This window comes from Actinoallomurus sp. CA-142502, assembly GCF_050936355.1.
In the GTDB taxonomy this organism is placed as follows: domain Bacteria; phylum Actinomycetota; class Actinomycetes; order Streptosporangiales; family Streptosporangiaceae; genus Actinoallomurus; species Actinoallomurus iriomotensis.
The window spans coordinates 338,666-352,501 of the sequence record NZ_JBNJMY010000001.1 but is presented as its reverse complement, the minus strand read 5'-3'; the positions used below and the strand labels follow the sequence as shown (position 1 = coordinate 352,501).

The 13,836-nt window shown below is 71.3% G+C and carries 14 protein-coding genes; 7 read left to right on the top strand and 7 right to left on the bottom strand.

The features are described 5' to 3' along the window. Positions 1-3: 3 nt before the first annotated feature. A complete protein-coding gene (locus ACQEV1_RS01990) occupies positions 4-840 on the bottom strand; it encodes an EamA family transporter (protein ID WP_433390450.1) in 837 nt (278 codons plus the stop codon). After that, complete coding sequence (locus tag ACQEV1_RS01985) at positions 837-1,481, bottom strand: B3/B4 domain-containing protein (protein ID WP_433390447.1); 645 nt, start codon at positions 1,479-1,481, stop codon at positions 837-839. The genes ACQEV1_RS01990 and ACQEV1_RS01985 overlap by 4 nt, the downstream gene beginning before the upstream one ends. Positions 1,482-1,553: 72 nt before the next feature. Here ACQEV1_RS01985 and ACQEV1_RS01980 point away from each other — a divergent pair, with 72 nt between their 5' ends. Together ACQEV1_RS01980 and ACQEV1_RS01975 are read left to right on the top strand one after the other, a co-directional pair. Beyond that, on the top strand, positions 1,554-2,108 hold the full coding sequence (locus ACQEV1_RS01980; RefSeq protein WP_285636059.1) for a helix-turn-helix domain-containing protein: 555 nt from the start codon (positions 1,554-1,556) through the stop codon (positions 2,106-2,108). A 99-nt stretch (positions 2,109-2,207) separates the two neighbouring features. After that, positions 2,208-3,395 carry a serine hydrolase domain-containing protein gene (locus ACQEV1_RS01975; protein ID WP_433390444.1) on the top strand — a complete coding sequence of 396 codons (1,188 nt, stop codon included), beginning with the start codon at positions 2,208-2,210 and terminating at the stop codon, positions 3,393-3,395. Between the two features lie 6 nt (positions 3,396-3,401). Here ACQEV1_RS01975 and ACQEV1_RS01970 read toward each other — a convergent pair whose 3' ends face one another. Continuing rightward, complete coding sequence (locus tag ACQEV1_RS01970) at positions 3,402-4,037, bottom strand: hypothetical protein (protein WP_433390441.1); 636 nt, start codon at positions 4,035-4,037, stop codon at positions 3,402-3,404. Positions 4,038-4,188: 151 nt separating this feature from the next. On the opposite strand from ACQEV1_RS01970, the gene ACQEV1_RS01965 reads away from it, so the two are divergent. Both ACQEV1_RS01965 and ACQEV1_RS01960 read left to right on the top strand, forming a co-directional pair. Next, complete coding sequence (locus ACQEV1_RS01965) at positions 4,189-4,545, top strand: nuclear transport factor 2 family protein (RefSeq protein ID WP_433390438.1); 357 nt, start codon at positions 4,189-4,191, stop codon at positions 4,543-4,545. 350 nt (positions 4,546-4,895) lie between these two features. Beyond that, positions 4,896-5,828 carry an NAD-dependent epimerase/dehydratase family protein gene (locus ACQEV1_RS01960; protein WP_433390436.1) on the top strand — a complete coding sequence of 311 codons (933 nt, stop codon included), beginning with the start codon at positions 4,896-4,898 and terminating at the stop codon, positions 5,826-5,828. Here the strand turns inward: ACQEV1_RS01960 and ACQEV1_RS01955 are convergent. Further along, entirely contained in the window at positions 5,789-7,315 is a 1,527-nt protein-coding gene (locus ACQEV1_RS01955; RefSeq protein ID WP_433390434.1) for a GNAT family N-acetyltransferase, read from the bottom strand. The genes ACQEV1_RS01960 and ACQEV1_RS01955 overlap by 40 nt on opposite strands. A gap of 228 nt (positions 7,316-7,543) precedes the next feature. Here ACQEV1_RS01955 and ACQEV1_RS01950 point away from each other — a divergent pair, with 228 nt between their 5' ends. Together ACQEV1_RS01950 and ACQEV1_RS01945 are read left to right on the top strand one after the other, a co-directional pair. Further along, positions 7,544-7,813 (top strand): hypothetical protein, encoded by a 270-nt coding sequence (locus ACQEV1_RS01950; protein WP_433390431.1) that lies wholly within the window; start codon positions 7,544-7,546, stop codon positions 7,811-7,813. Between the two features lie 147 nt (positions 7,814-7,960). Next, a complete protein-coding gene (locus ACQEV1_RS01945; protein WP_285636039.1) occupies positions 7,961-8,647 on the top strand; it encodes a haloacid dehalogenase type II in 687 nt (228 codons plus the stop codon). Here ACQEV1_RS01945 and ACQEV1_RS01940 read toward each other — a convergent pair. The 3 genes from ACQEV1_RS01940 to ACQEV1_RS01930 form a co-directional block, all read right to left on the bottom strand. Continuing rightward, positions 8,637-9,242, bottom strand: a complete 606-nt coding sequence (locus ACQEV1_RS01940) for a TetR family transcriptional regulator (protein WP_285636036.1) — start codon at positions 9,240-9,242, stop codon at positions 8,637-8,639. The genes ACQEV1_RS01945 and ACQEV1_RS01940 overlap by 11 nt on opposite strands. Before the next feature lie 91 nt (positions 9,243-9,333). Then, positions 9,334-9,975, bottom strand: coding sequence for a DUF1579 family protein (locus ACQEV1_RS01935; protein WP_433390426.1), 642 nt, complete (start codon positions 9,973-9,975; stop codon positions 9,334-9,336). A 93-nt stretch (positions 9,976-10,068) separates the two neighbouring features. Continuing rightward, positions 10,069-10,647 (bottom strand): TetR/AcrR family transcriptional regulator, encoded by a 579-nt coding sequence (locus ACQEV1_RS01930; RefSeq protein ID WP_433390423.1) that lies wholly within the window; start codon positions 10,645-10,647, stop codon positions 10,069-10,071. Between the two features lie 231 nt (positions 10,648-10,878). Between ACQEV1_RS01930 and ACQEV1_RS01925 the strand changes: the two genes are divergently transcribed. Further along, positions 10,879-13,695: a glycosyl hydrolase 2 galactose-binding domain-containing protein gene (locus ACQEV1_RS01925; RefSeq protein WP_433390420.1), complete on the top strand. Its 2,817-nt coding sequence runs from the start codon at positions 10,879-10,881 to the stop codon at positions 13,693-13,695. Positions 13,696-13,836: the final 141 nt, after the last annotated feature.

Sequence of the window (13,836 nt, the reverse complement as noted above, 5' to 3'; positions counted from 1 at the left end):
CGGTCAGCCCGACGTGACGAGCCCGACGCCGGCCACGGCGACGACGAGCCCGACGCGCTGAATCGGCCGGAGCCGTTCGCCGTACACCAGCCGGGCCAGCACCACGGTGCTCGCCGGGTAGAGCGAGCTGAGCACGCCGGCGATGCTGAGCATCCCGGCGCGCGACGCCAGCACGTACAGCGCGTTGCCGAGCACGTCCAGCGACCCGGCCAGCAGCGCGATGCCGGCGGTGACGCGGTCGTGCACCGGCGGCCGGCTGCGGGTCGCCAGGGCGGCGATGACGACGATCACGACGCCGACCGCCTTGGAGGCGACGAGGGGCCACAGCGTGCCGTCGTCGCCCTGCTGGATGAGCACGAAGAACGCCCCGAAGCCCGCGCCGGCGAGCAGGGCCAGCAGCGGGCCGCGCAGTCCCGCGCGGGTCCGCTGCTCGTCGCTCGGCTCGATGCTGACGAAGCAGATGGCCACCAGGCACAGCACGATCCCGGTGATGGCCATGGGCGACAGGCGGTCCCCCTGTGCCACCCCGACGACGGCGGGCACGACGGCGGCCATCAGCCCCGAGACCGGGGCGACCACGCTCATCGGCCCCTGCGCCAGGGCACGGTAGAAGACCAGCAGGGCCCCGCCGCCCGCGAGCCCGGAGGCGACGCCCCATGTCAGGGCGCCGCCGCTCGATCCGTCACCCAACGCCAGGGCCACGGCCAGCAGCAGGACCAGCCCGGCGGGCAGGCTGAGAACCAGGACGCCGGTCGCTCCACCGCGCCGCGACGCCGCGCCACCGCAGAAGTCGCCGGCGCCGAAGACGATCGCGGAGCTCAGGGCCAGTGCGATGATCATGGCTCGATCAGCCGGGTGGTGACGGTGGCCCCGGGCGTGATCGCGCGCAGCAGTCCGGCCAGCTCGTCGCCGGCCTCGATCAGCCGGTCGAGCGAGTACGGCTCGAGCCGTTCGAGGATGAACAGGGCGTTCTTGGTCTGCTCGGTGATGCGCGTGCGCGTGCACTGGCGCCAGTTCCAGCGGCGGCAGGTGACGCCCACGTCGTCACGCCAGATCACCTCGCCCGGCTCGGGGTGCTCGACGACCGGTTCGCCCTCCTTGACGGTGCCGAACTCCTCATCGCCCACCGCGCGGGTCAGCCGCGCCGGGCCGACGTACGTGTCGAGGTCCTCGCCGCCGATGGGCAGACCGTGGCGCACGCTGATCAGGTTGTAGGCGTCGACGACCCCGTTGATGGCGGGCAGCTCGGGGCGGCGGAGCAGGGCGTCCACGGAGGGGCGGGCGCGCTTGGGGTTCACGCCGAACCCGCGGTACGCCTCGCGCCACGCCTCGACGTGCGGGGTGGCGGCCTCGGCGAGGCCGTCGGTGCTCTCGCTGCCGGCGGACGGGCCGTTGACCAGGCCTTCGGCGGTCATCAGGAGGACGGCGAAGTCGGGCCGCAGCGTGCGTACCGTGTCATCGACGCTGATTCGTTCGAGCATGGCGCCCTCTTCCCGGGTTCGGTCGGAATATAGTACCGAGTAGTTCACTATAACGACCATCGAGAGTGGCCCATGACAGACACGGTCGGCGACGCGGTGGCCCGCACCGTTCGCGCCCTGCGCGGCGCGCACGGCTGGAGCCTCGACCAGCTCGCCGCACGCGCCGGACTCAGCAAGGGCGTGCTCGTCGCGCTGGAGCAGGCGCGCGGCAATCCCAACCTCAGCACGCTGATCCGGGTCGCCGACACCCTCGGCGTCCCGCTGACCCGGCTCGTCCAGGTCGAGGAGGAGCCGCCGATCCAGCTGTTCCCCGCGAACCGCCACGTCGTGCTGTGGAACGGCCCGTCGGGCGGCACCGGCACGCTGCTGGCCGGCAGCGACCCGCGGCCGTCGCTCGAACTGTGGCGATGGAAGCTGCGGCCCGGCGAGCGCCGCGACAGCGAGCCGCACAGCTCGGGCACCCGGGAGATCATCAGCGTCGAGTCGGGCGTGCTGTCCCTGGTCGTCGGCGAGAGCCGTACGGAGGTGGCGGCGGGCGACGCCGCCCTGTTCCACGGCGACCGCGCCCACGCGTACGCGAACGAGACCGACGAGGACGTCCGCTTCATCCTCACGGTCATGGACTGAGTCCCCGGTATGACGCCCGCGATGGCTCTGGCGGGTGACGCGGGCCACGGCGCGCGATTCCTAACGTGACCACCCAGTCGATCTCCACGGGAGGGTCACATGAACATGTACGCACGGGCGCTGGGCGCCGCACTCACCCTGGCCATGGGCCTCGCGTCGTCCGCGGCCCTGGCCGGGCCGCGAGCCGCCGCCCAGTCGACCGGCCCGACGGCCGGCCACACCGCGGTCCAGCAGGTGCTGAACCGGCTCACCACCGACGACGGGGCGCCCGGCGCCCTCGCCGAGATACGGAACCGGCATGGCGAGACCGTGCTGACCAGCGGCGTCGCGGATCTGCGCACGAACGCTCCGATGAGAACGGGAGGTCGGTCGGGGTCGGTTGGTTGGGAGAAGCAAGGCGACGGCAACTTCCGCATCGGTAGCATGACCAAGCCCTATATCGCGACGGTGGTGCTGCAGCTCGTGGGCGAACACCGCGTCGCCCTGGACGCCCCGGTGGAGCGCTACCTGCCCGGCGTCGTGCGCGGCAACGGCAACGACGGCCGGCGCATCACCGTACGGCAACTGCTCCAGCACACGAGCGGGCTGCCCGACTACCTGACGTACCTCAAGCCGCAGGACATCCTGACCGACCGGTACGCGCACCACGACCCCGCCGAGCTTCTCGGGATCGCGCTGGCGCACCCACCGCTGTTCAAGCCGGGTAGGAAGTGGAGTTACAGCAACACCAACTACCTGCTGGCCGCGATGCTGATCGAAAAGGTGACCGGTCAGCCGTACGCCACGGAGATCGAGCGACGCATCCTGAAACCGCTCGAGCTGCGATCCACCTCCGTGCCCGGCGACGAGACCACGATCCCCGGGGCGCACCCGCGGGGCTACGTACGGCCGGGCGCCGACGCAGAGCCGATCGACGTGACGGAGTTCAACCCGTCGGTCGCCGCCGGAAGCGGCAACATGATCTCCAGTGCCTCCGACACGTCACGGTTCTTCGACGCGCTCCTGCACGGGCGTCTGCTGCGTCCGGCGGAACTGGCCGAGATGACGCGCACGCGGGCGACGGGGAGCTCGGGCGGCCGCGCGTACGGGCTGGGCCTGGAGCGGTACCCGCTGCCATGCGGTGGCGTGTACTGGGGACACGGCGGCGACATCTTCGGTTTCGAGACGGTGAGCGGCGCCACGACGGACGGCCGGCAGGCCACGGTCATGGTGAACCTCGACCCGGGTGGCTCGGACGCCCAGGACACCGACATGCGGGCCGCGGTGACGACCGCCCTGTGCTCCTAGAACGACTCAGAGCCCGAACCGTCCGCTCACGCACTCGACCAGTTCGTCCTCGCTCATCTCGGTGTCGACCTCGACGACGGGCAGGCCAAGGCGTTTCGTCTCCTCGGCGAGGCGGTCGGTGAACAGCTCGTCGCGCGTGAGCAGGTTGCGCCGGGCCCGACCCGGATCGCTGGTCTTACGCGGGATGTCCCAGGTCGTCCCGCGGGTGTCGAACGCGGCCCGGCGGAACGCGGGCGTCGGCAGGAGCCAGACGGCCTGCCCGGGCTCGGCGAGCAGCGGTTCGACGAGGGACGGCAGGAGCCGGAAGCCCTCGGCGATCACGCCGGTCTCCGCCGGCAGTCGCAGCAGGTCCTCGACGATCAGGCCGAACCCCTCGCCCCGGAACCAGTGGAAGGTGTCGAGCATGACCTCCGGAGACCGGGTCACCCACCGCTCGTCCATGTCCATGGCCTTGAACCTGCTCAGCTGCGGGGCGTCCTCCGGAGTGCTGCGCCCGGCGTGGTCCGGCATGGCGTCGTCGGTCGCGTACACGTGCAGACCGTGCCGGGCCGCGATGCGCCGGGCGATGGTCGACTTGCCGGCACCGCTGCCGCCGCCGATCCAGTAGACGTGCTTCAACCGCGCGCGCAGTGCTGACGACAACGTGGCTCCCGGAGGTCGGGCGGTTCGGAGGTTCTTCTGAGCGTAGAGAATTCCGCTGTCACGAGAACGCCTGATTCATTACCTCGCGCGTAATCGATCTCCTGCCGGGGCGCTGGCATCGTCATGGGTGTCCACAACAGGAGGAAATACCATGAACGACCTGGTCAACCGCTACATCGACGTCTGGAACGAGAAGGACCCCGCCGCCCGCCGCACACAGGTCGAGGCACTGTTCGCCGCCGACGGCCGGTACGTCGATCCGCTCGCCGACGTCACCGGGCACGACGGGATCGACGCCGTCATCGGCGCCGTCCAGGAGCAGTTTCCCGGCTTCGTCTTCCGGCTCGGGCCGTCGGTGGACGCGCACCACGATCTCGCCCGGTTCACCTGGGAACTGGGCCCGGAGGACGGCGAGGCCGTCGTCGTCGGCTTCGACGTGGCGGTGCTCGCCGCCGACGGCCGGATCCAGGACGTCCACGGCTTCCTGGACAAGGTCCCCGCCCAGTAGCACGGGCAGCGGTCGGGGTGCCCCGGAAACGGGGCACCTTCGCCGCAGCATGACGTCCCGAACGCCTCGTCCTGCATCGCCCCCCGGCGGTGGGCGGATCCATCACCACCAGCAAGAATCCGTTCCGGTGGTGATCACGCACCGTCGAGCCGGACGGCGCCTACCCGGTGCCGGACGGTCCCGGCGTGGCCCGAGGCGACGCCCTCATCACGGCATCGCCGATGGGTCCCCTGGCCGGCCGCGGCCCGCCCCACCACACGGTGGGGAGTCGCTCGCCCCAACGGCGAGGATCAAGCAACACGGTCACTACACGACCAACGTTGCTTGACGCGACACTAGGCTTTCCTGACATGCGGATTCTTGTGACCGGCGGTGCCGGGTTCATCGGCTCTCATGTGACGGACGCCTTCGCCGCCGACGGGGACGAGGTCGCCGTCCTCGACGACCTCTCCCATGGGCGGCCAGGGCGCGTCGACCCCTCGGTCACGGCCTTCAACGCCGCGATCACCGACGCCGACGCGCTCACCGAGGCGGTCGAGCAGGCCAAGCCGCAGGTGATCTGCCATCTCGCCGCCCAGATCGACGTACGGGTGTCGGTCGACGCGCCCGCGGCCGACGCGGCGGTCAACGTCGTCGGCACGGTGAACCTGCTGGAGGCCGCGCGGGCCGTCGGAGCGCGGGTGCTGTTCGCCAGCACGGGCGGGGCGATCTACGGCGGCGGCGTGCCCGTCCCCACGTCGGAGGACGAGCGGCCGGCGCCCGAGGCGCCGTACGGGACCGCGAAGTACTGCGCCGAGCAGTACCTCGCCCTCTACAACCGCCTCCACGGCACCACCCACGCGGCGCTGCGGCTCGCCAACGTCTACGGACCCCGGCAGGACCCCACCGGTGAGGCCGGGGTCGTCGGCATCTTCTGCGGCCGGGCGCTGCGCGGCGAGCGACCGACCGTCTACGGCGACGGGCAGCAGACCCGCGACTACGTCTACGTCGGTGACGTCGCCGCGGCGTTCCTGGCCGCCGCCCGCACCGAGACCCCCGGCGTCTGGAACATCGGCACCGGACGCGAGACCAGTGTGCTGGACCTCATCGACGTCGTCGGGCAGGCCGCCGGTCGCACGCTCGAACCGGAGTTCCGGCCGGCCCGTCCCGGCGAGGTGCTGCGCAGCGCCCTCGACTCCGCGCGTGTCCGCGCCGACCTCGGCTGGAGCGCCCGCACCACCCTGGCCGACGGCGTACGCGAGGTCTACCGCTGGATCGAGGCCGGCTCGCCCGACCGGGCCTGACCGATCCGGTAGTGGTACCCGTGTGACCGGGTGAAACCGGCCCGGGCGTAGAGCCGTCGCGCGGTGTCGTTGTCGTCCTCGACCTGGAGGTACAGCCGGGTCGCCCCCTGGTGGGCGGCCCACCGTGCCCCGGCGCCGAGGACGGCGGTCGCGATGCCCTGGCCTCGCAGGTCCGGCCGGGTCGCCATCGCGAACACTCCCGCCCAGCCCGCGTCGGCCGCGAACAGGCCCATCCCCGCCGGGCGCCCGTCACGGGTCACGCTCAGGAAGGCCGCGGGCGTCGCGATGCGGGAGATCACCTTCTCGCCGACCTCCACGCTGTCGGCGCGCGCGTTCAGCTCGGCGAAGATCTTCAGCCACGCGTCGGGCGTCTCGGCCAGGTCGACGGCCGGCGAGGCGGTGCACGAGGCGTCCACGACATCCGAGGTCAGGGCGGTCATGACGGACGTGGGCGCGTCCTTGCGGTAACCACGCTCGGCCAGGGCCGCGTCCAGGTCCCGGTGCGCCGGGCCAAGCTGCACCATCGCGGGCAGGCCGCGCGCGCGGTAGAACGCCTCCAGGTGGTCGATCGACGGCTCCCCGGCGGGCACCGCCGAGTTCGAGCGCCGCCGCCCGACGCCCGGAGTGTGCCGCAGCAGCCAGCCGGCCTCCTCCACCACCGTGCCCGCGGGCCACGCCGCGAACGCCCGCCGCTCGACCTCCCGTACGACCGAGGCCGCACACGCCGCCACGACCGGGCCGACCAGACCGGCGAGTGTCTCCTGGTCCTGCGGCCGCGCGGGCTCGTACTCGGTGATGCCCAGACCGGCGATCTCCACGCGTCCGGCGAGGGCGGTGACCATGTCGACGACCTGGCCGGGCGTCAGCCCGCCGGCCTCGGGCGTGCCCACCGAGGCGAACACGCCGGGGTCGAGCACGTCGAGGTCGATGTGGACGTACACCGCGTCCGCGTCGCCGACCGCCTCCAGCAGAGACGCCGCGTCGGTCACGACGGGCAGCCCGTCGGCGTACGCGCGCTCGGCCGGGTCCAGCGCGCGTACGCCCGCGAGCACCACCTGGTCACGCCGCAGCGGCCGGTCGGGCACCAGCGCGGGCGGCCCCTCGCCGAGGAGCGTGCGGAGCACCATGCCGTGAAAGGCCCCGGACGGTGAGGACTCCGGCGTGTTCAGGTCCCCGTGCGCGTCGAACCAGACCACCGCCAGCCGCTCGCCGTGCCGCCGTACGGCCGCGGCGACCGGTGCCAGCTCGACGCCGCAGTCGCCGCCGACCGTGACCGTCAGACGCCCCCGGGCGCGGTCGAGCGCGGCCCGGACCTTCGCGACGTTGGCGGCCAGCACGTCACCGGGCTCGGCGGGAACGTCCACGCGCAGGTGTTCCGCCGCCGGTACGAGGCCGGCCAGCAGCCGGGCGCCGTCACGCAGACGCCGTGCGGTCGCCGCGCCCGACCCTTGCCACTGGGGCACGTCCACGACCGCGATCTCCGACACCGGTATCCCCCTCTTTGTCCGGATAGCTGGTCCGGAGCCTAACAACGCGGCGCGCGAGCTCCCGGGTGTCACCCGCCGGCGTACGGTCAGATGTCCCCCTGGGGGAACCGCGCCCTCCCCGCACTGCGGCATAGCCTGAGAGCGATCAGGTGACTTTCACGAGCAGGGTTCGCGCTCCGGAACGGCACATGCCGGCCGGGCGCGCCGTGGAAGGACCGGGGGGTCTCCATGAGAATCCGGACACGCATGGCGACGGCCATCGGTGGCGCCGCCGTGGCGGGCATGACCGCGCTCGCCGTCGGCACCGCGACGCCCGCCGGCGCACAGCAGGCCAGGCCCGCCGTTCAGGCCGCGAGCGTCACGCCGCTGCAGGTCACGACCGCCCAGGGCTGCTGGGGGGACGACTGCTGGGGCTGGGACGACGACGACGACTACGGCTGGGGCGGCGGCTGGGACGAGGACTGGTACAGCTACCACAGCTGGGGCCATGGATGGTGACGCGCCAGTCTGACCGAGTGTCGTGAGCCGTTCGGGCGCCGGATGGCGCCCGAACGAGGCGTCGGGCTGCTCGTTTCCCTCGACAAGGTACGACATTTATCGTACCTTTCTCGGTACGAATCCGATCGTACCTATGGAGGCCCTCGGATGCTGTGCGTGTTCGACGTGAACGAGACGCTGCTGGACCTGGCCGGGCTCGACGACCTGTTCGGTTCGGTGACCGGCCACCCGGACGCCCGGCGCGAGTGGTTCGCCCTGATGATTCACAACGCGCTGGCCCTGACGGCCGCGGGCGCCTACCGTCCGTTCGGCGAGATCGCGGCGGCGTGCCTGCCGCCGATCGCCGAGCGGTACGGCCGGACCGCGACAGCGGACGACCAGCGAGAACTGGGCCTGCGGATGCGACGGCTGCCGGCCCATCCGGACGTCCCGGACGCCCTGCGGCGGCTGCGCGAGGCCGGGCACCGGGTGGTGACGCTGACCAACTCGGTCGGCGACGTGGCCGAGGACCAGCTGCGCAACTCGGGCCTCCGCGAGCTGGTCGACGCGGTCTACTCGGCGGACCGGGCCGGCCGGCTGAAGCCCGCCCCCGAGCCGTACCGCCTCGTGCTGGAGGACCAGAGCGTGGCACCGTCGGACGCGGTACTCATCGCGGCACACGGCTGGGACATCACGGGCGCCCACCACGCGGGCCTGCGGACCGCCTTCGTCTCCCGCGACGGCGGCACCCCGCTGCCCGCCGACGCCGCTCCCACGATCTCCGGCCCCGACCTGGGCACGGTCGCCACCCACCTCATCGCGCAGGGCCAGGGGCGTCGCCCGGTCACAGGGTGAGGCCGGGTTCGAGGTGGGCGATGGCCTGGTCGATGAGGGCGGGGAGGTCGGCGTCCGGGTCGTCGGCGACCGCCGCGGAGACCGCCATGGCGGCACCGACGACGGCGCCGGCGACGGTGCGGACGGCGAAGTCGTCGGGGCGGCGGCCGGCGCGTTCGGCCATGGCGCCGGCGAGGAGCCGGATGGCCTGGGAGATCTGGTCGAGCATGGCCGCGCGCAGCCGGGGGACGGCGAAGCTCAGCGCGATCCGATCGTTCTGCTCGGCTCGCTGCTGGGCGGTCATCTCCTCGAAGACCTTGGCGAACGCGGCGCGCAGGGCCGAGACCGGCGACATCCCGGGCGGCTGCGCCTGGAACGCCTCGATGAGCATCGGGTCGTAGTCGTCGTGCAGGACCACGTCTTCCTTGGTGGGGAAGTAGCGGAAGAAGGTCGTCTCGGAGACCTCGGCCGCGTCGATGATCTGCTCGATGGTGGTGGCGTCGTACCCCTGCTCGCGGAACAGGCGCATGGCGCATGCCTGGATCGTGGCGCGGGTCCTGGCCTTCTTACGTTCGCGCAGTCCTGGCCTGGCCCGGCTGGTGTTCGAGTCGGTCACTATGGTCCTCCGAGGCAAGGATGCCGCAGATCGGCCCCCTGCCACACCTCGCTCATGCCGCCGCGAACAAGGCCGCGGTGCGCTCAGACGCTCATCGGATCCGATGCGTGTAGACGACTCGGTCGACGAGGCGCTCCGCCTGGCCCGGCTCGGTGAAATAGAGGTCGAAGGCAGGGTGACCCTTCAGGGTGATCACGGTGCGCATCGCGATGGTCCGGCCGGCCGGCCCCAGCAGGCCCGGGTCGGTGAAGATGCCCGGGATGGAGAGTACCGACGGGAACCCGGAGACGGGGGCGCCGCGGTAGGTCATCGCCGTCGGGGTGACGCTGTCGAAGGTGGTCCACTCGTAACGCCGGTCGACGTTGGAGAAGCCCAGGACGCCGAGCCGATAGTAGGGCTTACCGGCGAGGGTGCCCTCGGTCTGCTCCTGCAGGAAGCGGCCGCCCGTCTTGGTGATCCAGCGCGTCTTGACCGTGATGTCGTGGGAGACGACCGGCGTGCCGTCGCCACCGAGGATGTAGTTGTACTTCACCGCCTTCCAGGTGCCGACCAGCGGATCGAGGCGGCGCTGGTAAGGGCCGGGGTCGATGTAGTCGTCGGTGGATGAGGCGGCCGCCTGAGCGGTGGACACGGCGGGCCGGTTCCTCACCGTGGCGGCGGACGCGCCTGTCACACCCGCCAGGCCCAGGGCGAGGGCGGCCGGCGCGGCCCAGATCGCGAGCTTCCTGGTCAACTCACACATCTCCGTTCACGAATGTAAGGGAACGTTCCCTAACATTAGCCGAACGCAGAATCCCTCGCACGGCATCCGGTTCGATGGCCTTCCTCACTCCTCGCTGAACGCGAGGAGTTTCTCGACCAGAGACCTGACGCGCTGGGCCGGGCCGGTGGCGTCGAGAGCCTGCGCGCTGGCGTACACGCCCTCGATGAGCAGCGCGAGATGGTCGGCGAGCAGGTCCGGGTCGCCGATCGGGGCGGTCTTGGCCAGCTCGGCGGTCAGATCGCCGAGCCGGTCCCGTACCCAGCGTTTCAGCACGACGGCCTGCCGGTGGGCCGGGTGCTCGGGGTCGGGGAACTCGGCCAGCGCCAGGAGAAACGGGCAGCCGCGGCACTGGCGCGGATGGACCTGACCGGTCAGGGCGTCGAACACGCCGAGGATGCGGGCGCGGGGGTCGGCGTCGCCGGCGGCCGCTTCGAACCACTCCTGGTAGAGGTGGGTGGCGCGCTCCAGGTAGGCGGCGATCAGGTAGTCCTTGGAGGCGAACAGCCGGTAGAGGGTCGTGGGCGCGACGCCGGCCTCGGCCGCCACCCGGTCGACGCCCACGGCCCGGATGCCGTTCCAGTAGAACAGGTCGTGCGCGACCTGCAGCACGTGCTCGCGGGTCTCGGCCGCACTTCGTCGCATCAAGCCTCTTGCCTGTTCGGTTACCGAGATTCTAGGTCTGGCCGCGGAGGACGCGGGCCACCCCGAGACCAGGCGGCTCCTGGACGCCACCGCTCTCACCGCGAAGTGGGCTTAGCACCACCCCCATTGACGTCCTGGCCCTACTGCCCGGCGAGTGCCCCCGGCCCGAGCATTGGTGGCATCACCGCCGGGAAGCGCCCGGCTCCGGCCGCACAAAGGAGTGATGGACACATGAGCGGGTCCAGGACTCGAACCACGGCGCTGTGCGCCGCGCTCGCCCTCGCCGGGACGTTGGCCTCCGCGATGCCGGCCCACGCCTTCGCCGGGCGCCGGCCCGCCGTGCAGAGGATCCGGTCCTCCGGAACCACGGAACTGACCTCCGGCTGGGCGATCCGGTCGTCCGCCGACACCCACGACACCGGCGCCGAGATCTCCAAGCCGGACTATTCGACGAAGGACTGGCTGCCGCTGTCCCGGCCCGAGACGCTGATGGCGGGCCTGCTGGAGAATGGCCGGTACCCGAACATCTTCGACAACGACAACATGGCGAAGGTCCCGGCCAAGCAGTTCGACGTGAACTGGTGGTACCGCGAGCAACTCACCGTCCACCCCCGGGAAGACGGCCGCACGTTCCTGGTGTTGAACGGCGTCTCCGGGAAGGCCGACCTCTGGATCAACGGGAAGAAGATCGCCGGAGGCGCGCAGCTCCAGGGCTCGTACGCCCGGCTGGAATACGACATCACGCCCTACGTCCGGGACGGGGCGAACGCCATCGCGCTCGACGTCTCCCGCAACGACGCCGACATCACCAAGTTCGACACGCCCATGCGGTACCTGACCCAGAACCAGGTCGACTGGAACCCCATGGCACCCGACCAGAACACCGGGCTGCAGTACGCGCCGCAGATCGTCCAGGAGGGCCCGGTCTCGGTCCGCAACGCGCACGTCCTGCAGGACGACGCGCCCGACCTGTCCAGCGCCGACCTGACCGTCAAGGCCGACGTGCGCAACAACACCGGGTCGGCGCAGCGGGTGGTCGTGTCCGGCACGGTGACGCACGGCTCCAACCGCGTCGCCTGCAAGGCCACGGTCACGGTGCCCGCGCACGCGACCCGCACCATCGCGATCACCAGGGCGGACTGCCCCGGCCTGCACCTGGAGCACCCGGCCGTGTGGTGGCCGTACCAGATGGGCGACCAACCGCTCTACCACCTCGCGCTGGACGCGTCCGTGGCCGGAACGGTGTCCAGCGCCGCCACCGAGGACTTCGGCATTCGGACCGTTGAGTCGCGGCTCACCAAGCCCGTCCCCGGCGAGACCCACGGCAAGGACGGCTACCGGCAGTTCATCGTCAACGGCAAGCCGCTGGTCATCCGCGGCGCCGGATGGTCGCCGGACCTGTTCCTGCGCTACTCCCCGTCCAACGTCTCCGACCAGATCTCCTACATCCGCAACATGGGCCTGAACGCGGTCCGGTTCGAGGGCAACTTCCCGCCGGACGACATGTTCGCCCAGCTCGACCGGGCGGGCGTCCTCGCCATGCCGGGCTGGCAGTGCTGCGCCCTCTGGGAGAGCAAGTCGTCGACCTGGTCGGACGACGTGAAGGCCAACGCGTCCAACCAGGCGGGCACGATGGCGGAGCGGCTCCGCGACCACCCGAGCGTCTTCACCTTCTTCCAGGGCAGCGACGACGCGCCCGACGCGGAGAAGGAGGCCCTCTTCCTGAAGGCGTTCGAGCAGGCCGACTTCCGGCTCCCCCAGGTCGCCGCGGCGGAGTACAAGTCGTCGCCCAAGCTCGGGCCGGCCGGTACCAAGGAGGGCGGCTACAACTACTTCCCGCCGAGCGCCCTGTGGAACAACAGGCGGGAGACCGTCAACACCAACGACCCGACACTCAGCATGACCGGCAGCGCCTGGGGGTTCGACACCGAGGTCAGCACGGGGAACACCATCCCGACGCAGGACTCGCTGAACCGCTTCCTCACCCCGGATGAGCAGAAGAAGATCTGGGACCCGGCGACCGCGCAGGGCCAGACCGCCGGCCAGGACATGTACCACACGTTCTTCTACGCCGACTACACGCGCCTGTCCCGGATGGGCGTCTACAACACCCCGCTGTGGCACCGGTACGGCCCCTGGAAGGACGCCGGCTCGTACCAGAAGACCGTCCAGATCGGTGAGTACGAGGTCACCCGCGCGCAGTTCGAGTCGTACATCGGCAACTCCACCGACAAGGCGAACCCCAGCACCGGGATCATCTACTGGATGCTGAACAAGGCGTGGCCGTCGCTCCAGTGGAGCATGTACGGCTCCGACTTCGACCAGCCGGGCGTCTACTTCGGCGCGAAGAAGGCCAACGAGCCGGTGCACGTCATGTACTCCTACGACGACGGTTCCATCAAGGTCGCCAACCTGACCGGCGCCCGCCAGGACGGCCTGCGGGCCACCGCGCAGATCATCGACCTCGACGGCAAGGTCCGCGCCACCGCCACCGCGCCCGTCGGGGCGCTGGGCAGCCAGGACGTGCGGACCGTCCTGCACCCGAAGGTCCCGGCCGGGATCTCGAAGACCTACTTCGAGAAGCTCACCCTCACCCGCGGGTCCGAGGTCGTCAGCCGCAACGTGTACTGGCTGTCCACCAAGGCCGACCAGGTCGACTGGCCGAAGACGCACGCGCCCGGCCAGTACACCCCGTCCAACGGGTTCGCGGTCTTCCAGAAGGACGGGTACGCCGATCTGACCGGCCTGCGCGCCCTCAAGCCCGCCGACATCCGGGTCAGCGCGACGACCCGCCGCGAGGGCCGCGAGATGGTGACGAGCGTGACCGTCCGCAACGTCGGCCACGGCGGCACCCCGGCCCTGTTCACCCGGGCCGACCTGTTCGCCGGCGGCAAGCAGGTGCTGCCGATCCGTTGGAGCGACAACGACGTCACGCTCTGGCCCGGCGAGCAGCAGACCATCACCGCACGCTACTCCGCCACGGCCGCCAAGCCCGACGTCCGCGTCAACGGCTTCAACGTCCCCGACCAGACCCGCCACACCGGCTGACCCCGCACGAAGGCCGGATGGGGGCCCGCCCCCATCCGGCCGTTGCGGCTTGTAGGATCCGCGTTCCGAAATGGTCCACGGTTGGTCACACCAGGGGCGGCGCGGCGCTCAAGCGGTGTTCGTCTTGGCTGCTGAGCGTGG